Annotated in this window: 22 protein-coding genes; 5 read left to right on the top strand and 17 right to left on the bottom strand. The window is 72.1% G+C overall.

Annotation, left to right across the window (positions count from 1 at the left end; genetic code table 11):
* The first annotated feature begins 38 nt into the window (after positions 1 to 38).
* Complete coding sequence (locus Y09_RS11400) at positions 39 to 269, top strand: sulfurtransferase TusA family protein (RefSeq protein WP_010552177.1); 231 nt, start codon at positions 39 to 41, stop codon at positions 267 to 269.
* 96 nt (positions 270 to 365) lie between these two features.
* On the opposite strand, the gene Y09_RS11395 is transcribed toward Y09_RS11400, so the two are convergent.
* The 5 genes from Y09_RS11395 to Y09_RS11375 form a co-directional block, all read right to left on the bottom strand.
* Positions 366 to 941, bottom strand: coding sequence for an OmpA family protein (locus Y09_RS11395; protein ID WP_053917821.1), 576 nt, complete (start codon positions 939 to 941; stop codon positions 366 to 368).
* A gap of 2 nt (positions 942 to 943) precedes the next feature.
* The gene (locus Y09_RS11390; RefSeq protein WP_053917820.1) at positions 944 to 1,630 is read right to left on the bottom strand and encodes a hypothetical protein; all 687 of its coding nucleotides are present in this window, start codon (positions 1,628 to 1,630) and stop codon (positions 944 to 946) included.
* 114 nt (positions 1,631 to 1,744) lie between these two features.
* A complete protein-coding gene (locus tag Y09_RS11385; protein ID WP_053917819.1) occupies positions 1,745 to 3,124 on the bottom strand; it encodes a protein kinase in 1,380 nt (459 codons plus the stop codon).
* Entirely contained in the window at positions 3,121 to 3,792 is a 672-nt protein-coding gene (locus Y09_RS11380) for an RNA polymerase sigma factor (protein WP_053917818.1), read from the bottom strand. Before Y09_RS11380 ends, Y09_RS11385 begins: the two co-directional genes overlap by 4 nt.
* 89 nt (positions 3,793 to 3,881) lie before the next feature.
* A complete protein-coding gene (locus Y09_RS11375; RefSeq protein ID WP_053917817.1) occupies positions 3,882 to 4,505 on the bottom strand; it encodes a DUF4282 domain-containing protein in 624 nt (207 codons plus the stop codon).
* 227 nt (positions 4,506 to 4,732) lie between these two features.
* Between Y09_RS11375 and Y09_RS18120 the strand changes: the two genes are divergently transcribed.
* Entirely contained in the window at positions 4,733 to 4,858 is a 126-nt protein-coding gene (locus Y09_RS18120; protein ID WP_255351683.1) for a hypothetical protein, read from the top strand.
* Here the strand turns inward: Y09_RS18120 and Y09_RS11370 are convergent.
* Both Y09_RS11370 and Y09_RS11365 read right to left on the bottom strand, forming a co-directional pair.
* Positions 4,830 to 5,519, bottom strand: a complete 690-nt coding sequence (locus tag Y09_RS11370) for a FadR/GntR family transcriptional regulator (protein WP_053917816.1) — start codon at positions 5,517 to 5,519, stop codon at positions 4,830 to 4,832. The two genes, Y09_RS18120 and Y09_RS11370, sit on opposite strands and share 29 nt — an antisense overlap.
* Positions 5,516 to 6,304 carry an SDR family oxidoreductase gene (locus tag Y09_RS11365; protein ID WP_053917815.1) on the bottom strand — a complete coding sequence of 263 codons (789 nt, stop codon included), beginning with the start codon at positions 6,302 to 6,304 and terminating at the stop codon, positions 5,516 to 5,518. Before Y09_RS11365 ends, Y09_RS11370 begins: the two co-directional genes overlap by 4 nt.
* Before the next feature lie 150 nt (positions 6,305 to 6,454).
* Between Y09_RS11365 and Y09_RS11360 the strand changes: the two genes are divergently transcribed.
* The gene (locus Y09_RS11360) at positions 6,455 to 7,219 is read left to right on the top strand and encodes an SDR family NAD(P)-dependent oxidoreductase (RefSeq protein ID WP_053917814.1); all 765 of its coding nucleotides are present in this window, start codon (positions 6,455 to 6,457) and stop codon (positions 7,217 to 7,219) included.
* Positions 7,220 to 7,232: 13 nt separating this feature from the next.
* On the opposite strand, the gene Y09_RS11355 is transcribed toward Y09_RS11360, so the two are convergent.
* Together Y09_RS11355 and Y09_RS11350 are read right to left on the bottom strand one after the other, a co-directional pair.
* Positions 7,233 to 7,790 (bottom strand): PIN domain-containing protein, encoded by a 558-nt coding sequence (locus tag Y09_RS11355; RefSeq protein ID WP_053917813.1) that lies wholly within the window; start codon positions 7,788 to 7,790, stop codon positions 7,233 to 7,235.
* Positions 7,791 to 7,798: 8 nt separating this feature from the next.
* Positions 7,799 to 8,287 carry a helix-turn-helix domain-containing protein gene (locus Y09_RS11350; protein ID WP_053917812.1) on the bottom strand — a complete coding sequence of 163 codons (489 nt, stop codon included), beginning with the start codon at positions 8,285 to 8,287 and terminating at the stop codon, positions 7,799 to 7,801.
* 391 nt (positions 8,288 to 8,678) lie between these two features.
* Here Y09_RS11350 and Y09_RS11345 point away from each other — a divergent pair, with 391 nt between their 5' ends.
* Positions 8,679 to 9,722, top strand: coding sequence for a CPBP family intramembrane glutamic endopeptidase (locus Y09_RS11345; RefSeq protein ID WP_053917811.1), 1,044 nt, complete (start codon positions 8,679 to 8,681; stop codon positions 9,720 to 9,722).
* A gap of 19 nt (positions 9,723 to 9,741) precedes the next feature.
* Here Y09_RS11345 and Y09_RS11340 read toward each other — a convergent pair whose 3' ends face one another.
* On the bottom strand, positions 9,742 to 9,978 hold the full coding sequence (locus Y09_RS11340; protein WP_053917810.1) for a helix-turn-helix domain-containing protein: 237 nt from the start codon (positions 9,976 to 9,978) through the stop codon (positions 9,742 to 9,744).
* Between the two features lie 378 nt (positions 9,979 to 10,356).
* On the opposite strand from Y09_RS11340, the gene Y09_RS11335 reads away from it, so the two are divergent.
* Entirely contained in the window at positions 10,357 to 11,931 is a 1,575-nt protein-coding gene (locus tag Y09_RS11335; protein ID WP_053917809.1) for a glycoside hydrolase family 68 protein, read from the top strand.
* Positions 11,932 to 12,061: 130 nt separating this feature from the next.
* Here the strand turns inward: Y09_RS11335 and Y09_RS11330 are convergent, their stop codons facing one another.
* The 7 genes from Y09_RS11330 to Y09_RS11300 form a co-directional block, all read right to left on the bottom strand.
* Positions 12,062 to 13,633, bottom strand: a complete 1,572-nt coding sequence (locus Y09_RS11330; RefSeq protein WP_053917808.1) for a glycoside hydrolase family 32 protein — start codon at positions 13,631 to 13,633, stop codon at positions 12,062 to 12,064.
* Positions 13,634 to 13,809: 176 nt separating this feature from the next.
* Entirely contained in the window at positions 13,810 to 14,841 is a 1,032-nt protein-coding gene (locus Y09_RS11325) for a LacI family DNA-binding transcriptional regulator (protein ID WP_053917807.1), read from the bottom strand.
* Positions 14,838 to 15,779 (bottom strand): carbohydrate ABC transporter permease, encoded by a 942-nt coding sequence (locus Y09_RS11320; RefSeq protein WP_053917829.1) that lies wholly within the window; start codon positions 15,777 to 15,779, stop codon positions 14,838 to 14,840. The genes Y09_RS11325 and Y09_RS11320 overlap by 4 nt, the downstream gene beginning before the upstream one ends.
* Positions 15,780 to 15,840: 61 nt before the next feature.
* Entirely contained in the window at positions 15,841 to 16,719 is an 879-nt protein-coding gene (locus Y09_RS11315; RefSeq protein ID WP_053917806.1) for a carbohydrate ABC transporter permease, read from the bottom strand.
* A gap of 32 nt (positions 16,720 to 16,751) precedes the next feature.
* A complete protein-coding gene (locus Y09_RS11310) occupies positions 16,752 to 18,092 on the bottom strand; it encodes an ABC transporter substrate-binding protein (protein ID WP_053917805.1) in 1,341 nt (446 codons plus the stop codon).
* Positions 18,093 to 18,136: 44 nt separating this feature from the next.
* On the bottom strand, positions 18,137 to 19,552 hold the full coding sequence (locus Y09_RS11305; protein WP_053917804.1) for a family 43 glycosylhydrolase: 1,416 nt from the start codon (positions 19,550 to 19,552) through the stop codon (positions 18,137 to 18,139).
* Between the two features lie 108 nt (positions 19,553 to 19,660).
* Entirely contained in the window at positions 19,661 to 21,382 is a 1,722-nt protein-coding gene (locus Y09_RS11300) for a glycoside hydrolase family 32 protein (protein ID WP_053917803.1), read from the bottom strand.
* Between the last annotated feature and the right edge of the window lie 198 nt (positions 21,383 to 21,580).

Genomic DNA, 21,580 nt, shown 5'->3' with positions numbered 1-21,580 from the left:
CAGAACTGCCCCGACCCTCCCACGGAAGGACCCCTCCCATGGCCGCCTACACCCTCCAGACCAACGGCTCCGTCTGCCCGTTCCCGCTGATCGACGCGAAGAACGCGATGCAGCAGCTGAGCACGGGCGATGACCTGATCATCGACTTCGACTGCACCCAGGCCACCGACTCCCTGCCCCAGTGGGCGGCGACGGACGGCCACGAGGTCGTCGCCTTCGACCGCACCGGCGAGGCCGGCTGGACGATCACGGTCCGCAAGGGCGCCTGAGAGCCCGGCCGACGCCTCCGACGGGCCCTGCTGCGAGAGTTCTCGCGGCGGGGCCCGTCGGGCGTTCGGATCCTGTCGTCCCCTCAGCCGATCCGCTCAGTCGCCGTAGCGCAGCTCGACGCGGCGGTCCGCCGCGTTGCCGGCGTCGTCGCCTCCGCCTCCGGCGGCGGCGGGCTTCGCATCGCCGTGCCCGGTGACCTCGAGGGTGAGATCGGGGCGCTCCGCGGTGAGCGCGTCGGCGACCGCCTGGGCGCGGTTCTCCGAGAGCTGCTGGTTGTCGAAGTCGTACTGCGAGCGGTCCACGGGCAGGGAGTCGGTGTGCCCGCCCACCTGCACGGTCGCACCTTCGGGGATCTCGGCGGCGAGCTCGACGATGCGGGCGGCGGCCCCGTCGGAGAGGTCCCAGGCGTTGGAGGGGAAGAGGATGTCGGCCTCGAGCACGATCACCTCGTCCTCGGCGGGCTCGCTGCCGCCGAGCTCCGTGATCGAGCGTGCCGGGTCGTAGACCGTGATCGAGCGCTGGAGGATCTCGTCGGTGATCTCGAAGGGCTGCTCGGGCGGGCCCTCCGTCTCGCCCTCGGCAAGCGCCGCGGGCGCTCCGAGGGCCAGCAGCAGGGCGGACGCCGCGAGCGAGGCGGCGGCGGTGGAGCGGCGCAGTGCGGTGCGGTGCATCCTCATCCCTCCTCGGCCTCGATCTGCACGTCCTCGAAGGAGGGACCCGCGCCCATCACGACGTCGATCGCAGAGATGTCGTCGATCGGGGCGGCGAAGTTCGCCCAGTACGCCTGCGTGTCGCCGGAGGCGAGCTCGACCGCGGCCTGCTTGCTGTTCCACATCGTCGGACCGTCATAGGACCCGTTGGTGGTCAGGATGTCGTAGCGGGTGAGGTTCGCACGGTCCACGAGGGCCGGCGCCACCACGGAGTGGTCGTCGCCGTGCAGGTCCCAGAGCGTGAAGGCGCCGGGCTCGGTGAACTCCGGGGTAAAGGTGAGCAGCAGCTCGAGGGTCTCGCCGCGTCGGCGCAGGTGGTGCAGGCCCACGGTCATCGTCCCCTCCGCCTCGTCGGACGCGATGGGGTACTCGAGCGTGGCGATCGCGTCGGCCGGGTCGACCGAGGAGGCCGCCTGCGCATCGTCCGCACCGCCCGCGGAGCCCTCCTCCCCGCCGCCGTCGGACGCGGCCGGCTGCTCCTTGCCGTCCGAGCCGCTGTCGGAGCCGCCGTCGCCGGCACCGTTCCCGCCGGACTCCTCGAACTCGGCGTCGCCGCCGGTGGAGCAGGCCGCGAGCGAGAACGCGCCGAGCGAGGCGAGGGCCAGCAGGGCCCCGCGCCGAGTGGTGGGACAAGTGCGGTGAGCGGTCATGGTCGGACTCCTTCTCTCGGGCGGCTGCGCGGCCGCCGGGGATGTTCTCTCACGGTGTATGTCGTCGGCCGGAGCGGATCGGTTGCATCGGATCTCGACCAATTCTTCGAGCGGTCACGCGCGGACCCTCACCACGCGCCGTGCCTCGAGTTCCTGGCCCTCCGTGGTGCGGGCGCGCAGCACCAGCTCGGCGCGTCCCGGCCCCGAGGCGGTCAGCGTCGCCTGCTCGGCATCGACGAGGTGCTCGCCGGTGGGCAGCGTCCACACCCATGAGTCCACGCCCTCCACCTCGGCGGTGAACACCGCCTGCTCGCCCACCTGGATCTCGTCCGGGCCGGCGATCGCGAGGGAGGAGTCGCCGGCGGCCGACGGAGCGGACGCGTCCAGCCCGAGCAGGCTCCCCGCCCCGAGGCCGAGGCCGAGTGTGAGTGCGGGCAGCGCGATGAGGAGAGCACGCCGGCGCGGACTGGCAGCGGTGGAACCCCGGTCGGAGTCGACGGCGCCGACGGCACCACGGGGGACGTCGTCGGCGTGCGGTGTCGTGGTGCGCGCGATGGTCCCCTCTGCCGTGCCGGGGCCGGTGCGCGCGCCGATGTCGGCCCTCGTCGAGCCGGCGACTGCGCCCGCCGGGGCGTTCGCCGCGGAGTCGCCGTCGGCCCCGGGAGCCGTGCCGCCCGCCGGAAGCGCGGGCGGGGGCGGTGCCAGCGCCTCCTCGATCTCGGCGATCCACTCCGTCGCCTCCGCCTGGCGCGAGCCGGGATCCTCGGAGAGGCCCCGGGCGAGGACGTCCTGGAGCGCCTGCGGCATGTCCGTGTCGTCGATCAGCCAGCGAAGCAGTGCGGACATCGCCCAGATGTCGGCGCGGATGTCGACGGTGCCGGGCCTCGACTGCTCCGGCGGGCGGAAACCGTCGGTGCCGGCGGCGACTGTCAGCCCCGAGCTGCGGGCGAGGTCCTTGCACATCCCGAGGTCGGCGACGAGGAGCCGCTCGTCGGCCCGCACCACCGCCGACGGTGAGGACTCGATGCCGACGGCGCGCGCCGCCTCGCCGCTGGTGCTGGTCAGCAGCAGGTTCCCTGGGCTGAGGTCGCGGTGGACGAGCTGGGCGCGGTGCACGGCGGCGACCGCAGCCGCGAGGGGCCTCGCCACGGCGAGCACGTCGGCGTCGGTGGCGCGCCAGCCGTCTGCGCGCAGCTGCTCGACGCGGCGGCGCAGGGAGCCGCGGTCGGCGAGCTCGAGCACCAGATAGGGCTGCTGGTGGTCGTTCTGGTCGATGTCGTGGACGGAGACGAGGTGACGCCCGCCGACCCGGCGCAGGCTGCGGCCCTCGGCGATGAACCGCTCGCGGATCTCCGGGTTCAGGCTGTGGTTCTCCGCGAGCACCTTCACCGCGACGTCCGCGTCGAGCCGCTCGTCGCGGGCGCGGTGCACGGTCGCGAAGGAGCCCGCGCCGATCACCCCACCCAGGCGGTAGCGCTGGCCGAGCGCCGTCACGCGGGAGCCCCGGCAGCGGGATCGCCCTCGCCCAGTCGTCCGGCGAGCATCGCCCGGCCGCGGCTGACCTGCGACTTCACGGTCCCCTCGGCGCGGTCCAGCTGCGCGGCGATCTGCGCGTAGGACAGCTGCTCGAGGTCACGCAGCTCGAGCGGGACGCGGTAGAGGTCCGGGAGATCCGCGAGCACCTGCCGCACGCTGACGCGCTCGGCGATCATCGAGCTCATCCGCTCGGCGGGCCGGTGCTGCTCCTCGAGCTCGACCGTGGCCCGCAGGCGGCGCAGATGGTCCGCGACGCGGCGCCGGACGATGGAATGCACCCAGGTGGTGACCTTGGAGCGGCTGTCGAAGCGGTGGATCGACTCCGCGATCGAGATCAGCGAGTCCTGGGCGACGTCCTCGACCGCTCCGGGATCCAGCAGCGCGGCCCCGGCGAAGCGGCGCACCACCCCGGTGCCGTCCAGCACCTCGACGAAGAGCTCGAGCGCGGCGGGGCTCGATCCGGCGTGCTCGGCGAGGAGATCGAGCGCTTCGTCCTGGCCGTCGGCCGCGAGGAGCTCGTCGGCCGAGCGGCGAGCGGCGTCCAGGCGTCCTGCCTGCAGATGTCGTGCCAGCTCATCGCCGTGCTGCGCCGTCGACCCCGGCGGCGGTCCCCACTCCGTCCCCATGGTCGCGAGCCTATCGCGAACGGGGCGCCCGCCGAGCGGCGGACGCCGCGTTCAGGACGACGTGCGGACCGGGCGGGCCCGGAGAAGGCTCAGCGCTGCGAGGCCTCCGCGATGCGACCGGTGTTCTGGGCCGTGCGCACGGTCGCGACCGCGAACTCGAGGCCGAGGCGCATCGCGATCAGCGCGATCACCGAGGGGATCCAGCCGAACAGGATCGAGAGGATCAGCGGGACCGGGCTGAAGCTCGGCTCGCCGAAGTAGCTGTTCATGCTTCCCCAGGCGAATCCGAACATGATCCCGCTGACGATGTTGCTCAGCCACATCAGCGCCGCGACGACGAACGCGATGACGTAGAGGAACGACGAGAACTTCACGGTGATGAAGTGCTCGAACCTGAAGTCGAACAGCGCCTTGAAGAAGCCCGCCTCGCCGAAGCGGCCGTCCCCGGAGGCGCCCCCGCCGGAGGGGCCGGCGCCGACGGGGTGCGGCGCCGCCGCGGGGCTCTGCGCACCCCAGGCGTGCTGCTGACCGGGCGCCGCGGCGGACTGCTGGCCGTAGGGGTCCGACGACGGGGCGGCGTAGGGATCCTGCCCGGCCCCGCCCGCGGAGGGGGCCTGCTCCTGGGCGCCGTATCCGCTGCTCGTCGGCTCGGGCGCGGAGCCCTGTCCGTGCTGCGGATCCAGCGGGTTGCTGCCCTCGGGCGGCTGCGTCATGGTGCGATTCCTTCTGCGAGGTCTGATGGGCGAGGAGGAGCGCAGCGGCGCCCCCGCGCCGCCGTTCTCACCCCGACGCTCACCGTAGCCTGCGGGCGACGGCGATGGGGAGGTGTCTGCGGAGCGGAGTCGGCCCTGGCACTCCGACCGGAGGGCGCCCGCGGCCCCCGCCCAATGGCATCGCGAGCGGATGCGAAGCTCGGCGGGCCGACCGCACCATGGAGATCATGATCGACGGCGTCCCTCCGCTCAGCCGCGCCCTGCAGCAGCTGCTCAGCTCCGAGACCGCAGGCTCCGCCGCGGTCAGCTTCGTCGCCGGACTGCTCAGCGTGCCGCCGTCGCCCGCTCGATGATCTCCCGCATCCGCGCCGCGGCCCGCGCCTCGTCGCCGGCGCCGATCGCGGCCGCGACCTCCTGATGCAGTCCGAAGTCGTGCCGGTCGGGGGCCTGCTCGCCCCGCTCCACAGTTGCCCGGTGGCGCAGGCCCTCCTCGATCACGGCCCGCAGCCGGCCGAGCATCGCGTTGCCGGAGAGGGCGAGGACCTCGGCGTGGAAGGCCCGGTCCGCGGCGAGGAAGGCGCCGGACTCGGGCCCGTCGGCCGCCTCGACCATCGAGTTCGCGGCGGCGTCGAGTGCGCGGGTGCTCCCGCGCCCGTTTCGGATCTCCCGGGCGGCGGCCGCTGCTGCCGCGGGCTCGACCGCATGACGCAGCGAGCGCAGCTCCGCGAGCTGCCGCGCAGGGTCCGGGCCCTCGAGGCGCCAGCGGATCACCCGTGGATCCAGCAGGTCCCACTCGCTGATCGGGAGGATACGAAGGCCGACCCGTCGGCCGGCGCTCAGCATCCCGAGCCCGCCCAGCACGCGCGTGACCTCGCGGACCACACTGCGGGAGGCGCCGGTGCGGGCGATGAACCCCTCGATCGTGTCCGCGGCGCCGGCCTCCAGCTCGCCGCCGACGATCTCGGCGCCGAGCTGGTCCAGCGCCTGCTCGAAGGCGCTCGCCCCGGCGGTCATGCCTGCGAGACGGGGGAGACGACCAGCTCGTCGATGCGCACGTGCGCGGGGGAGTCGAGCACGAAGCAGGCGGTGCGGGCGATGTCCTCCGCGATGAGCATCCGGGCGCGAGCCTCGGCATCCGGCACGGAGGGGCGCTGATCGAGGAAGCCGGTCGCGACATCGCCCGGGCACAGATGACAGGCCCGCACGCCATGACCCGCCTCCTGCTGGTTCAGCGTGCGCACCAGGGAGCCGAGCGCCGTCTTGCTCGCCGAGTAGGCGACCCCCGCACCGGGCTGGAACGACCAGCCCGCATAGGAGGAGATCACCACGACCTGCCCGCCGCGCTCGCGCAGGTGGGGGAGGGCGGCGTCGACGGCGCTCGCGACCGCGGTGAGGTTCGTGGCGACGATCGCGTCGAACTCCGTCAGGTCCTGATCGTCCCAGCGCCGCTTCGGCGCGTTCAGGCCGGCCGCGAGCACCAGCGCGTCGATCCCGCCGAGCTGCTCGGCGATCCGCTCGGCGGTGCCCCGCACGGCCTCGCGATCCTGCACGTCCAGCGGCGCGACCAGCGCGTTGCCGCCCGCCTCGCGGATCTCGGCCGCGAGCTCCTCGAGCACCTCGCGGCGCCGGCCGCTCAGCGCGACCGTCCAGCCCGTGCGCGCCGCCCGCAGCGCCGTCGCGCGCCCCATACCGCTGCCCGCGCCGGTGATCCACACCGTGCGAGGGCCGGTCGCGCTCGCGCCGTGCTTCGGCTCGTCCTGCGCGCCTCGTCCGCTCGCCGTCGTCCCGTCCGACGTCATCTCGCTCCTCCTCGGGCGTCCTCGCCGTCCGGTTCTCCGCGGCGAGCTCGCGGCCCCACCGGCCGCCGTCACCCAATAGTATGACTATTGAGCGCGGCCGGCGGGCCGCACACCGAGCGCGGCACGGCAGCCGCAGGAGAGGACAGGGCGATGGAGCTGGATCTGCGGGACAGGGTGGTCGTGGTGACCGGGGCGGCGCGTGGCATCGGCGCGGCCATCGCCGCACGCTTCGCCGAGGAGGGCTCGCGCGTGGTCGCGCTCGACCTCGCCTTCCCGGACGAGGCGGCGGAGGGTGCGCCGACCGTGGACCAGGTGGTCTGCGACGTCGCCGACCCCGACTCCGTGCACCGCGCGGTCGAGGCCGTCGTGGAGCGCCACGGCACGATCGACGTGCTCGTGAACAACGCCGGGATCGTCGCGGACTCGACCGTGGTCGAGACCGACTGGGCGACCTGGCAGAAGTGCTTCGACGTGAACACCGGCGGCACCTTCCTCATGTGCCGGGAAGTGGCCCCGCACATGCAGAGGGCCGGGCGCGGGCGGATCCTCAACGCCGCGTCGTTCGCCGCGATCGTGCCGAGCGTGGGCAGCGCCGCCTACGCCGCCTCGAAGGCCGCCGTGGTGCAGCTGACCCGCGTGCTCGCCTCCGAGCTCGGCCCGCACGACATCACCGTCAACGCCTACGCCCCCGGCATGGTCCCCACCTCCATGAACGGCTTCGCCGACATGCCCGCCGAGCGGCAGGACCGCCTGCTGGACACCCTCTCGCTGCGTCGCTGGGAGAGCCCCGACGACGTCGCCGACCTGCTGATCTTCCTCGCCAGCGACCAGGCCTCGTACATCACGGGCACGCTAGTGGACGTCTCCGGCGGGAAGCTCGCGACGCAGATCCCGGCGGTGGCGCACGGGCGGTGAGCGGCGCGGCGCGTCACCTGAGGGGGACGTGCCTGCGGAGCTCGTCGGCGAAGTCGGGGACTCCGGAGCGGGCCAGCGCGCCGAGAACGGAATCGACGGTGCGCGGTGGCCGCGAGGAAGACGTGAGCATGGCCTCGATGGCGCTCGTGACGTGACCAGGCGCGAGATCCAGCTGGTTGAGCAGAAACTGGTCAGGGTGGACGGCCTCCACTCCCCACGGCTCTAGAGCAGGCTGGGGAAAGTCCTTGAGGTTGAAGGTGACGATCGTGTGCACCTGTGCGGCGATCGCGCAGGCGAGCACGTGTCGGTCTTTCGGATAGTTGGTCAGAAGGCCTTCGAGTCGCTCGTGGTCATGCACCTCCGCGAAACGGAACGCCCTGCTCATCGCGCCTAGCCGGCGAGCCGCAGAGTCGGGCGGGATGCCCAGCTTGCCGACCATGGTGCGTTCGACCTCGTCGAGGATCGTCGCCGACCACCGCACGCCGTAGGAACCGGTCTCGGCGATCCGTAGCAGCGTGTCGCACAAGGTGATCGGCACGAGCGTGCAGGCATCCAGGACGACGGTGAACACGCGGCGGCTCAGCGGGTGCTGGGGGGAGGGCCGTCCAGCAGATCGTAGAGTCCGTCCTCTGCTGCCTGGTCCTGCATCTCGTCGAGTGTGTCTGCTCGGTCCTGCCGCAGCGAGTGCTGGAACGTGAGGACATCCTGGAGGCGGACGCGACGGTGCCGTCCGCGCATCTCGAAGGGCATCTCGCCCGACTCCAGCAGTTTCACGAGGGTGGGGCGAGAGACGTTCAGGAGGTCTGCTGCCTCCTGGGTGGTGAGCAGCCGATGGTGTGGGACGACGGTCACGCCCTGCCCCTGGGCCAGGTGGTCGACGATCTGCTCGAACGCGCGCGCGACGTCCGGGGGCAGCTCGAACCGACGCCCGTCGGCCGTGATCAGCGCTGGCTGCGGCGCGATGAGCGTGGCGCGCTCGCGAAGGGCGGAGGCGAGGTCGAGCAGCTGTCCACGCTCGTCGTCGCGGGGCAGATAGGTCTCGGGGATGCGTCGTTGTGCAGTGTTCATGGGGGCTCCTGGAGTCGTCGCACCATCGTAGTCGAAACAAACGAAAGCTGTTACGGGTGGCGCACCCCGGATCGATGACGACCAGCCCACCGGTGACTTGCTCATCTCTGTTCGACAGTCGCGGTCGCCGTTCTCGCCGCAGTCCGCCATCCTCATCGCGCGGTGACGTCACCGCAGCAAGCCGCAACGAGGGCGGTCCGGTGATGTCGGTTGCCGTCGGGGCGTGCGGCCGACGACGCGGACGAAGGGCGACTGCCGTCCCGGCCACTGCGTCGCCGGGGCGGGGGTGTGCGCCGGCGGGCGACGACGATCGTCGACGGTCGGCCGACGGAGGTCGCGATGCGGCACCTGACCGTGGACTTCCGGACGCGGCGGGCGTGTGGTGGAGGACATGGACACCGCCGACCTCACCGCTCCCGCCCCTGCCGCTCCTCCTGACCCTGCCCGCGCCGCGACCCCGCAGCCCGCTCCCGTGATCCGGTATTCCCGGGTGCCGTGGCGGCGCGTCGGCCTGTTCATGCTGATCTCCTACGGCCTGTTCGCGCTGGCCGCCGCGCCGTTCTGGTTCCTGCCCGACGGCATCGCCCACCCTGCCTTCACCCCCGTGATCGCGGTCGGGATGTGGGCGCCCGCCGCGGCCTCCCTGATCATGGCGAAGGGGGTCGAGCGCGTCTCGTGGCGCACCCGCGTCGGCCTGCGGTTCCGCGGACGCTGGGCGTGGATCCTCGCGTGGATGCCGCTCGGGCTCGTGCTGGTCGTCGCGATCCTGCTGCTGAGCGAGCTGGTCGCCGCCGTGCGCGGCGTCCCGATGGACCTCACCGGTCGCACCTGGCTCGAGACCGGCACGGCCCAGTTCGCCGAGCAGACCGGGCAGGAGATCCCGGCGATCGCCCTCGTGCTGATCACTGCCGCCACCGTGTTCGCCGGCCTCGCCGTGACGATGCTCGCGACCCTCGGCGAGGAGATCGGCTGGCGCGGCTGGCTGTGGCCGGCGCTGACCCCGCTGGGCCGGACCCCCGCCGCGCTCGTCGGCGGTGTCATCTGGTCGCTGTGGCACCTGCCCGTCGTGCTCATCGGCTACAACTACCCCGGCGCGAACCGGGCGGCGGCGGTGGCGATGTTCCTGCTTCCCTGCATCGCGATGACGCTGCTGTTCGGCGCCCTCACCGACCGCGCCGGCGGCAGCCCGCTGCCCGCCGCCCTCGCGCACGCCGGGATCAACACCCTCTCCGGCGTGCTCCTCGGGATCGCCGCCACCACCCAGACCATGGCGCACTACTCGCACTTCCTCGACGGTGCCCTTGGGATCACCGGCGTGGTCCTCATGGCCGTGGCCGGGGGACTGCTGCTCCTCGGCCGGCGCGAGCCCGCGCTGCCGCGTCTGGACCCGCTCGGCGACGGATGGGCCCGGCAGGCGAGCCGGGCCGACGGGTGAGCCCGCCGGGGCGGGCGCTTCATCGCCTCTGCCGCCGGTACTCCCGTGGTGTCATCCCGCATGCGGAGCTCACGTGCTCGTAGGAGCTCGACAGGGAGCCGGACCCGGCCTCCTCGGCGATCTCGGTGATGCGCAGCGACGTGGTCAGCAGCAGGCGCTGCGCCTCGGCGACGCGGCACATGGTCACGTACTGCCCGAAGGTCACGCCGACGGTGCGGCGGAACACCGTCATCGCATGCGAGGGGGTCAGCTGCACGGCCGCGGCGATGTCGGCGATGCGCAGCCGGGAGCGACGATGCGGAGCGGCTGCGGGAGGTCTGAGCCCGACCGGCGGCTGGTCGACCGCTCGAGGCGCGTCGCTGATCCGACGGTCTGCGTGAGGTCTCCGTCACGCCTTGCCGAGCTTCACGGGAACGTTCACCTGAACGCGGCTCTGGCGCTCTGACCTGCACTGAAGGAAGCCGCTGTGCCTGGACTCAAGCGAACGAGCGCCCCTGTGGCCGCCGTCACGACTGTTTGACGCGCCCGCTTCAGCACGTGTCAAGGTCGTGACCGACGAGCGCCGTGGGTCGACGGCGGCACGTCCGCCTCGACGCCGGCAACCGTCTCCCGCATCCCCGATCCAGGAGTAGACGTGTCCCGTCACACCACCCCCCTGAACCCCACCCGCCGCGGCTTCGGCGCCCTCGCCCTGGGCACGCTGGCCGCCGCCGGCACCGCCTCGGCGCTCGGCTCCTCCGCGGCCCAGGCAGCCCCCGCAGCCTCGGCCGCTCCCGCCGCCCCGACCGCGGACGGCCCGCAGCCCACCCCGCACACCCAGCAGGCCTACGACCCGATCACCAGTGACTTCCACGCCCGCTGGACCCGTGCGGATGCCCGCCAGATCATGCGCACCCAGAACGACACGAGCGTCGAGCGCGGCGAGAACTCCATGCCGGAGTCGATCACCATGCCGGAGATCCCCAGGGACTTCCCGATCATGACCGACGAGGTGTGGGTGTGGGACACCTGGTCGCTGACCGACGAGTACTCCAACCAGATGAGCTACAAGGGCTGGGACGTCATCTTCTCCCTCGTCGCCCCGCGCGACATCCCCTTCGACGAGCGCCACTGGAGCGCCCGCATCGGCTACTTCACCCGTCCCTCCAGCGCCGAGCCCGACGAGGCCTGGACCTACGGCGGCTACCTCTTCGAGGACGAGACCTCCCTGTCCAACACCGAGTGGTCCGGCTCCGCCCGCCTCCTGCAGGGCAACAAGGTGCGCGTGTTCTACACCGCGACCACCTTCGGCGAGAAGCGTCCCGGCACCGACGGCAAGCCCGCCGTGCTCGCGACCGTGCTCGGCAAGATCAAGGCCACCAAGAAGGGCGTGAGCTTCTCCGACTTCGGCGAGCACCTCGAGATCGCGGAGCCCGACGGCGTCTGGTACCAGACCCAGGAGCAGAACCAGTACTTCTCCTTCCGTGACCCCTTCACCTTCGAGGACCCGGCGACCCCCGGGATCACCTTCATGCTCTTCGAAGGCTGCGGCGCGGGCGTGCCCGGCACCGCGGAGACCGACGCGACCGCCGAGGACCTCGGCTACGTCGACGGCGACCCCTTCGCGGAGACCGTCGACGAGGTCAACGCCAAGGGCGTCCAGTGGCAGCGCGGCAACATCGGCCTGGCCTGGGCGGACTCCAAGGACCTCACCTCCTGGACCATGCTCCCCCCGATCCTCACCGCCTACGGCGTGAACGACCAGACCGAGCGCCCCCAGATGATCATCGAGGACGGGAAGTACTTCCTGTTCACGATCTCCCACCAGTTCACCTACGCGGCGGACCTCCGTGGCCCCGACGGCGTCTACGGCTTCGTCGGCGACGGCATCCGCTCCGACTTCCAGCCGCTGAACTCCTCCGGCGTGGTGCTGGGCAGTCCCGTGGACCTGAACCTCCCGGCCGACGCCCCCGAGTCGCCCACCGAGGGTCAGAACCCGCGCCAGTTCCAGGCGTACTCGCACTACATCCAGCCCGGCGGCCTGGTCCAGTCCTTCATCGACAACGTCGAGGGCCGCCGCGGCGGCACCCTCTCGCCCACCGTGAAGGTGGACGTCGACGGTGCCACCGCGACCTCTGCGGTGGACTACTCCTTCGGCGACGACGGCCTGGGCCCGTACGCGTACCTCCCCACCAACAAGCGCAAGGGCGGTGTCGGTCACTACAAGTGATCGGCGGCCTGCGCCGGGAGCCCCGGGCCTGACGGCCCGCGGACGACCGCGCAGGAGGAGCAGCCCGGCATCACCGACGCGGCGCCGTCCCCGAGAGGGGGCGGCGCCGCGTCGCCGACCGGGGCGGGGCTCAGTGCTCCCGCAGCGTGATCGCGGTGGCGTGCAGCGGGCCGCCGTCGGCGTAGAGCGAGGCGCCGGTGTCCCCGGGCAGCAGGTGCACCTGCTGGGACAGCACCGTGTACCCGTCGTCGACGAACACCTCCACGCTCTGTGTGTCCACGAGGATCCGCAGGTGCACGACGCGCGCGGCGGGGTCGATGGGCGCCTCCGCCTGGCGGAATTCTCCGAAGGAGTATCCCTCGAGATCCGAGGGGCCGCGGTCCACGTAGACGCGTCCGTCGATCACGCCCACGTTCGTGTGCCGGGACCCGTCGGCCGAGCGTCCCACGGAGACGCCCACGTTCGTGGCCTCCTCCCAGGTCAGGTCGAGCTCGAGCTCGTAGGCGCGGGCGTCGACGTCCAGCACGGCCGCGCCGTCCGCGGTCACGTCAGGCAGCGTGCGCACCGTGCGCGCGGCCGCCGCGAGCGCCGGCACGGGCGTGGACACGAGCGCGCAGCGCCCGTCGGCCTCGCGCCGCAGGCGCAGCTCGCGGACCACCGAGAACTGGCCGTTGTAGCCGTCGGAGAGGTCGGTGGGCACGTCGCGGTTCGCGTACTTCCAGTTGTTCATCCACCCGATCGCGTACCGCACACGCGCGGGGTCCTCCGGGGCGGGCCAGGTCACCGCCGCGTACCAGTCCCAGCCGTGGTCCAGCCACTGCGGGGTGAGCGAGTCGGCCAGGAACTGCTCGCCGTCCCAGGTCCCGGTCCAGTAGGCGTAGGTCATCGGCAGCCCCACGCCGTAGGCGTCCATGCTCGCGCCGAGCACCCAGTGGGCGGTGCCGTCGTCGGCCGTCATCTCGAAGAGGTCCGGGCACTCGATGCCGCCGAGGTCCGGGTCCTGGGGGGAGAGGCGGTAGTCGAAGTTGCGGCGCAGCGTCCAGGTGCGCAGGTCCGCGGAGGTGTAGAAGGCCGCGTAGCGGTGGCGGCCGATCACGCACACCCATTCCCCGCGCGCGGCGTCCCAGTGGACCTTCGGGTCCCGGAACCATTCCGCGTTCTCGACCTCCGCCGGGGTCTCCGCCTCGCGGCCGTCCTCGTTGACGATGACCGGGTCATCGAGCTGAGTGAAGCTCGCGCCGCCGTCGAGGGACCAGTACAGGTACTGCTCCTGATGCCGGCGCACGCCGCCGGTCGGCTGGGTGGCCAGGGCGATCACGGCGCCGGCGCCGAAGCCGGCGGTGTCCTCCTCGTCGATCACCAGCGAGCCCGACCACACCGGGAAGTCCGGGCGCAGCGGGATCGCGTCCCCGTGGTGCTCGAAGGTGACCAGGTCCGCAGTGGACGCCCGGTCCCACCCGCCGTCCCCGGAGTTCCGCTCCGAGTGCAGGTAGTACAGCTGCGTGGTGCCTCCGGTGAGGATCGGGCGCTGCGGGTCGCACAGCCAGCCGCGGGGCGGGGTGAGATGGAAGCGGGCGCGGAGCGAGGCGGGCTCCTCGGCGAGGGCGGGGGAGGTCGTGGTGCTCAGGAGGGCTCCTGTGAGGGCCAGGGCTCCGCTGCCGGAGGTGCGAAGCAGGTCGCGTCGGGTGGGTCTGATCATCATCGGGCGTTCTCCATCATCATCGGTGGGATCGGGGACGGATCGGATCGGTTCGGTTCGGGGACGGTGCGTGACGCGACGGCTGTGCGACGGTGCGGGGAGGGGCGTGCTCCTGCGGAGCGCAGCGCTGCGGCCGATGGGTCGCGTCGTAGCGGGGGCGGTCGAGCGGGGGCCGCGGTTCAGCGCGCGGCGATCGAGTCCCGGGCGACGACGGGGCAGCTCACGCGCAGCTGCTCGCCGGGCGCGAGCTCCTCGGCGCCCAGCAGGACCCGCACCCCCCGGACGCCGAGCTCGTAATGGGGCAGCGCCACGGTGGACAGAGGCGGCCGCAGGTGGCCGGCGATGACCTCCTGGTTGTCGAAGCCCACCACCGCCATGTCGCCGGGCACCCGCAGCCCCCGCTCCCGCAGCGCGTCGTACAGACCCATCGCCACCCGGTCGTTGTGGCAGAACACGCCGGTCACGCCGAGGGCGAGGAGCTGCTCAGCGACGGCGTACCCGCCCTCCTGCTCGGGGGACGCGTCCAGGATCAGTGCCTCGTCCACCTCCGCGCCGACGGCGGCATGCGCCTCGCGGTACCCCTGCAGGCGGCCCTCCCGGGCGGGGGAGGGGGATGTGGTGTTCACGAACGCGATCCGCCGGTGCCCCTGCGCCAGCAGCAGGTCGGTCGCCGTGCGGCCGCCGCCGACCTCGTCGGGCACGACTGCCCGGGTCGCGGTGCCCGCGGTGTAGCAGTTGACCAGGACATGGTCGGCTTCGGCGAGGGCGTCGGGGATCTCCGTGGCGCGGTGGTTCCACGTCGAGTAGAGGATGCCGCGCACCTTGTGCTCGAGCATCATCCCCAGCGCGTCCCGCTCCGCGGCTTCGTCGCCCTCGGTGTTCGCGACCAGCAGCACGTGCCCGTGCCGCCAGGCCTCCTCCTGGGCGCCCCGGATGATCTGACCGGCGAAGGGCGTGGTCGCGATGGAGTCCGCGACCAGGCCGATGAAGGCACTGGTGCCCTGCACCAGGTTCTTGGCCAGCACGTTGGGGCGGTAGCCGAGGTCCGCGACGGCCTGCTGCACGCGCACCCGGGCCTCGGCGCCGATGCGGGCCCCCGGCTTGTCGTTGACGACGTGGGAGACCGTGGTGACCGAGACTCCGGCGCGCTCGGCGACCTCGCGCATCGTCACCGTGCGGTCCGCTCGCCCCGTGCCCGTCATCGATGTCATCCCTTGCTCGCCCCGCTCTCGAGACCGTAGATCATGGCACGGTTGAGCACGAGGAACACCAGCAGCAGCGGGGTCACGGTGATCGACACGGCGGCGAAGGTGGCCGTCCAGTCGGTGTTGCCCATCGCGCCGATGTAGTTCTGCAGGCCCAGAGGGATGGTCTTCAGCTCCTCGCTGAGGAGGAAGGTGTTGGCGAAGATGAAGTCGTTCCAGATGAAGATCGCGTTGACCATCACCACCGTCACCACGGTGTTCCATGACATCGGCAGCGTGATCCGGGCGAAGATGCGGTAGGGGCCGGCGCCGTCGAGGGTCGCCGCCTCGTACATCTCGCGAGGGATGTAGCTGTAGAAGGAGAGGAACAGGTACAGCGCCATCGGCAGCGCGAAGCCTGCCAGCGGGATGATCACCGCCGCTCGCGTGTCCAGGATGCCCAGGCGCGAGTAGTCGATGAACAGCGGCACCAGCGCCACCTGCACCGGCACCACGATGCCCAGCAGGAACAGGCCCTTGACCAGGCCGGAGAACCGGAAGCCGAGCACCGCGATCGCGTACGCCCCGGCCATCCCGCACACCACCAGCAGCAGGCAGGCGCCGCCGGTGATGAGCAGGCTGTTGAGGATGTTGCGCAGCAGATCGCCCTGCTCGATGGCGCGCGCGAAGTTGTCCAGGGTCAGCTGCGTGGGCAGGGAGAACGGGTTCGAGGCGGCGAAGTCCTGCCGGTCGCGAAGGCTGGTCTGGAGCAGCCACAGGAAGGGATAGACCTGGAGGACCAGCACCGCGGCGATGAGCGCGCGGGAGATCATCGTCGAGATCCGCAGCGGCGTGGGCCGGCGGCGGCGGCGCGGAGCGGCGCCGGCGGTGGACGACCGGTCGGTGGAGGAGCCGTCGGGGGGGCCGCCTGCGGGGGAGGGGCCGCCAGCGGGGGATCGGGTCATGTTCCGCTCCTTCGAGGCGGGCTCGGGCAGGGCGGGGGAGGGTGCGGATGCAGACGCCATGTCAGTCCGCCTTCCTGCGCAGCAGCAGCAGGATCAGCCCCACTGCGACCAGGCACTCGAGGACGATGATCACGGAGATCGCGCTCGCGGAGCCGAAGTGCCCGGACGTGAACGCCGTCTTGTACATGTAGGTGGTCACCAGCTCGGAGGCCTGTCCGGGGCCTCCGTTGGTGAGCAGGAACGGGATGTCGAAGCCGCGCAGCGCGTAGGTGGTCGCCATGATCAGGGTGGTGACGAACACCGGCATGATGTGCGGGAACCGGATCCGGGTGAAGACCTGGAAGGGGTTCGCCCCGTCCAGGGACGCGGCCTCCTCCAGCTCCTTCGGCACCGCGAGCAGCGCCGCGTAGAGGATCACCGTGTAGAGCCCCAGGAAGCGCCAGCCTTCGGGGGCGGAGACCGCCGCGAGGACCGTCGAGACGTCGGAGAGCCAGGGCCGGGCCAGGGCGTCCAGACCCACCGCGCCGAGAAGCGTGTTGACCAGCCCCACCGGCTCGAAGGAGTAGATGCGCTGGAACAGCAGCGCGATCGCGGGGGTCGAGATGACCGCGGGCATCAGGTAGAGCACCTTGAGCATCTCGCGGCCCCGGGTGATCGTCATCAGCAGCGTCGCCACCAGCAGACCGCCGCCCACCTGCAGCAGCAGGCAGATCACGAGGTAGACCAGCTGGTTGACGAAGGCGGTGCGGAACACGTCGTCGTCCAGCAGCAGCGATCGGTAGTTGGCGAGCCCCACGAAGTCGAGACCGGTGATGCCGTCCCACTCGTAGAAGCTCAGGCCCAGCGACTGCACGATCGGCAGCAGCACGCCGCCGCCGAAGAGCAGCAGGGGCGGGGTGAGGAACACGGCCACCGAGAGCCGTGAGCGATAGGGGAGCATGGGTCCTCCGTCCGTGACAGGCGGCGTGCCGCTCAGTCCTCGAAGTACTTGGGGGCGTTCTTCGCGAGGGTGTCGTCCATGGTGGTGAGGAACTCCTCGGCGGTGATGTCTCCCTGGACCAGCAGCACCAGCTCCTGCTGGAGCCGCGAGTTCGTCGAGGGATCCAGCTGGGTGTCCCAGGGCATGAGGGTCGCCTCGCCGAGCTCCGCGGCGACGTCGATCGCCTCCTGGTAGATCGGCAGGGCGTTGTCCGGGATCACCGGGTCGATGCTGGTGGGGCCCAGCAGGCCGCTCTTGGCGTACTCCTCGGGGTAGCGCTCGAGGGCGAAGCGGAGGAAGTCCCGCACCAGCGGGTCGTAGGTCTGGGCGTTGACGGCCACACCGATGCCGGAGGGGGCCACGAACTCGTCGGCCCCGGTGACGGAGCCGTCGGCGGCCGGGAGCGTGAAGAAGCCGATCTGCTCGTGCATCTCCGCGGGCAGCTCGGTGGTGGCGAGGTTGGGCAGCTCCCAGGTGCCCATGTTGTAGATCGCGGCCTTGCCCGAGGTGAACAGGGCCTGCGCATCCGCGTAGCCCACGGAGGAGAAGCCCTGCTGGAAGGCGCCGACCTCGCCGAGCTCGGCGAGCCACGCCGCCGAAGCCTCTCCCGGCTCATCGGCGAAGGCGGCGTCGCCCCGCTTGAGGTCGGTGATGTAGTCGGGTCCGGCGATGCGGAACGGCTGGTAGGCGACGTAGCGCTCGAGCGGCCAGGCTTCCGCGCCGCCGACGGCGATGGGGGTGACGCCGGACGCGGCGAGGACCTCGCACAGCGGCACCATCTCGTCCAGCGTGGTGGGCACCTCGACCCCGGCCGCCGCGAACAGCGCCTTGTTGTACCAGAACACCTCGACCCCGAACTCGAGCGGGATCATCCGCAGCGTCCCGTCGTCGAAGCGCTGGTAGTCCAGCGCCGCCGGGCGGAAGTCCTCGAGCACGCCGAGCTGGGTGAGCAGGTCCTCGACGTCGACCATGCGCTCGGCCGCGTTGAGCTTCGCCGCGAAGGGCGTGGCGTCGGTGTCGAACAGCTCGGGCAGCTCGTTCGCGGCGGCGAGGGTCTCGTACTTCTGGATGTAGCTGGGGCGGTCCGGGGTGGTGATGAGCTCGAGGGAGAAGCCCTCGTGGTCGGCGGCGTACTCCTCGGCCAGGGCCGTCATGATCTCGATGACCGCGCCGTTGGCGGGCCGCGAGAGCAGCCAGGAGATGGTGCGGGGCTCGATCTCCCCCTCAACGGCGGCGGCGGTGGAGCTCGCACCCCCGGTGCTGCCACCGCACGCGGCGATCAGGGGGAGGGAGGCCGCACCGGCGGCGAGGGCCAGGAACTGCTTGCGCTTCATGGGATGTCTCCTTCGACAGGTGATGAGCGGTTCGGGCAGTGGGGTCAGGCGGTGGTGACGTGCAGGGCGGTGAGGGTGAGGGAGGCGTCCTCGGCGAACACGCCGAGACGCCCGGTGGGGTGGTCGTAGAGGCGGGTGGAGAGGGCCACGCTCTCGTCGAGGACCGCGACCAGCAGGTCGTCCTCGAGCACCAGGTCGAGGCGGTGGTGCGGGGCGCTGAGATCCGCGGGGCGCTCGAGCTCGAGCAGGTGGGGGACGTCCCCGGAGATCTGCCACTGCTCGGTGCCGGTGATGGTGCGGGGCCAGCGGTCCAGCACCATTCGTCCCGCCTGAGGCTCGAGCCGCAGAACGTAGCCGTGCTCGCCCTCGACGTCGGTGCGCAGCAGCAGCCCGCCGGCGCGACCGTCCGGGTCGAGGGCGAGGTCCGCGCGGATCGTCGCGCGGGAGGGGAGCTCGGTGCGGCCGACGGCGGAGGCGTAGCCGGTGGTGGCCTCGAGGACGACGGGCTCGAGCCCGGGGTTGACGGTGACGGTGTCGTGGGCGAGCACCTCCGGGGGCAGGCGCAGGTCGAGAGTGCCGTCCTCGCGCGGCACGGCCTCGAGCAGCGAGAGCGTCCCCGCCCACTGCCAGGGGCCGTCGTCGCGCCGTCCCTCCCGGGTCGCGATCCAGCCGGCGACGATCCGCCGCCCCCGCCACTGGGCGGACTTCGCCGCGTAGAAGGACCGGCCGTCCAGGGAGTCGTAGCGCGGCGCGTGCCAGGGACCCTCCGGGGAGCGGGACATGCGGTACCGGGTGACGAAGGCGTCGGTGAACTCGGAGTACACCAGGTACCACCACTGACCGATCCGGAACACCTCGGGGCACTCCTGGGTGAGGAAGCGCTGCGGGTCCCACAGCGGCGGAGCCGGCTCCCAGGTGTGCAGATCCGTGCTGGTGAGGCGGCCGACGGTGCCCCGGCGACGCTCGGGACCGGCGGCGTGCCGAGCGGCGAGCAGCATCTCCCACGGTCCGTGCGAGTCGGGCCGATGCACGAAGGGGTCGCGGAAGTCCGCCGGGTCGTATCCCTCGGGCGCGCTGAACGTATGCTCGGGGTGCTTGGTCCAGTGCAGCAGGTCGGTGCTCGTGGCATGGGCGACGCGCTGCAGGGGGCGGCCGTCCGGGGCGGTGAACGCGGGGTTCTGAGCGGTGGAGAAGAGGTGGTGCAGACCGTCCTCGTCGGTGACGATGCTGCCGGTGTAGCAGTTGAGGTCCTCCTCGGCCGCGGTGCCATGGGGGAGCACCTCGCCGTGGTCCTCCCAGGTCACCAGGTCGGTGGTGGTGACCAGGTGCCAGGAGGTGCCCTGGCCCGGTGCCTCCCGCTGGTGGTGCAGGTAGTAGACGTGCAGCACGTCCTCGTGGACGAACGGAATGGTGTCACCGACCCAGGCGGGGGTCGGGGTGAAGAACGGCGCGCGGTGCATGTCACTCCCTCGTGATCAAACGTTTGATCAGGGACTGTAGAACGCTCGCCGGTCGGTGGTCAAGCGTTTGCGCAGATTCGGTGCCGAAGGGGTGCGGCACCGGACGGCTCAGTGCTCGCGCAGGCGCAGTCCCGTGAAACGGGCGGCTCCGCCCACCGCGTGCAGCCGCACGTGCTCCTCGCCGGGGGAGGGGTGGACCGTCATCGACATCGCGGTGCGGCCGTCGTCGAGGAACACCTCCACGCTCTGCGTGTCCACCAGAATCTGCAGGTGCGCGGAGCGAGCGGCCGGATCGATCGGGGCGATCGCCGCGGTCAGTCCCGAGAAGGGCTCCGCGGGGCCGTCCGGGTCGGCGTCGTCCTCGGCGCCCGCTCCTTCGTCGGCCGCGCTCTGCGTGAGCACGCTGCCGCTGCGGTCCACCCGCATCTGCCCGCCGCCGAGCGTGATCCGGGTGCCGCGGGAGCCGTCTGCGGAGCCGACCACGGTCACCGCCGCCTCGGCGGCATCGTCCCAGCTCACGTCCATCTCCAGGGCGACAGCGCGCCCCAGCGCACCGAGCTCCGTGAGCCCCTCGGCCCCCTCTGCGTCGTCGGATCCGGTGCCGTCGGTCTCCCCGGGGACGACCTCCTGATCCTCGAGGTCCCGCGCGGCGGTCGCCGTCGCGGCGAGCGTCGGCACCGGGGTCGAGACGAGGGTCAGCGCGCCATCGTCGTCGCGCACCAGGCGCACCTCGCGCACCACCGAGTACTGGCCGTCGTAGCCGTCGGAGGCTGCGGTCGCAGAGGCCGCACGCGCGTAGGCCCAGTTGTTCATCCACCCGATCGCGTGGCGCACGTGCTCCGGGTCATCCGCGGACGGCCAGGTCACCGCGGCGTACCAGTCCTCTCCGCGGTCGAGCCAGCGCGGCGCGGGGTCCGCCGGGGCGAAGCGCTCGCCGTCCCAGACGCCCACCCAGTACGCGTAGTTCGTCGGCTCGCCGGCGCCGCTGCCGTCCAGGCTCGCGCCGAGCACCCAGTGCGCGGTGCCGTCGTCCGCGGTGAGAGGGAACAGGTCCGGGCATTCCACCCCGCCCAGGTCCGGGCCGTCGGGATCCAGGTCGCGGTAGGCGAACTCCTCGCGCTGCTCCCAGGAGCGCAGGTCCGGGGAGGTCCAGAAGGACACGCGATGGTCGCGGCCGATTGCGCACACCCACTGCTCCCGCTCCTCGTCCCGCTGCAGCTTCGGATCACGGAACCAGGAGGCCTGGGCGATCTCCTCCTCGGTGCGTGCGGCGGGACCGTCGGGGTTCGCCAGCACCGGATCCGGCTCCAGAGCGAAGGTCGCGGCGTCTTCGGAGACGGCGAGGTACTGCTCCTGCAGCTCGGCGCGGCCGTCCGTGGGCCGAGTGGCCAGCGCGATCACCCTCCCGGCGCCGAGGCCGGCGGTGTCCTGCTCGTCCACCACCGCGGAGCCGCTCCACACGTCGACCCCGTCGGCCCCTGTGAGCGCCGTGCCCTGGTGCGTGAAGGTGACCAGGTCCGTGCTGGTCCAGTGCGCCCAGGCGGTGGGGCCGGGAACGGTGTCTTCGCTGTGGTGCAGCCCGTAGAGATGCAGCGTGTCGCCGATCCGCACGGGGCGCTGCGGATCGCCGATCCAGCCGGTGGGAGGGGTGAGATGGAAGCGGGGGCGGAGGCTCTCGGCCCCGTCGTCGGGCGTGTCCGTCCTGTCGCCGGGGGCGGGCCCCGGGTCGTCCTCGACTCCGGTGCAGGAGGCCGCTCCCAGCACGAGCGGGGCGAGGATCATCCCCGCGGCGGTGCGCTGCAGGACGGATCGGCGGGCGAGGCGGGTCATGGCGGCTCCGGGGCGTGGCGACTGGATGGGTGCGCCTCATCACGCGGTCATCCGACGGTAGCGAAGGGGTGGGGCGCATCTCCATCGGGTGTGAGAGGGGCCGCGGGAGAGCGGTGCCCGCGTCGACCCGCCTGGTGCGGTCGAGAGTCCGTGCTGGGGAGGTCATGGCCCGGGCACGTCCAGACCGAGCCTCCGCAC

The organism is Brachybacterium sp. SW0106-09 (assembly GCF_001293905.1).
GTDB lineage: Bacteria > Actinomycetota > Actinomycetes > Actinomycetales > Dermabacteraceae > Brachybacterium > Brachybacterium conglomeratum.
The sequence above is the reverse complement of the archived record's forward strand: the minus strand, read 5'-3'. Positions and strand labels throughout refer to the sequence as shown.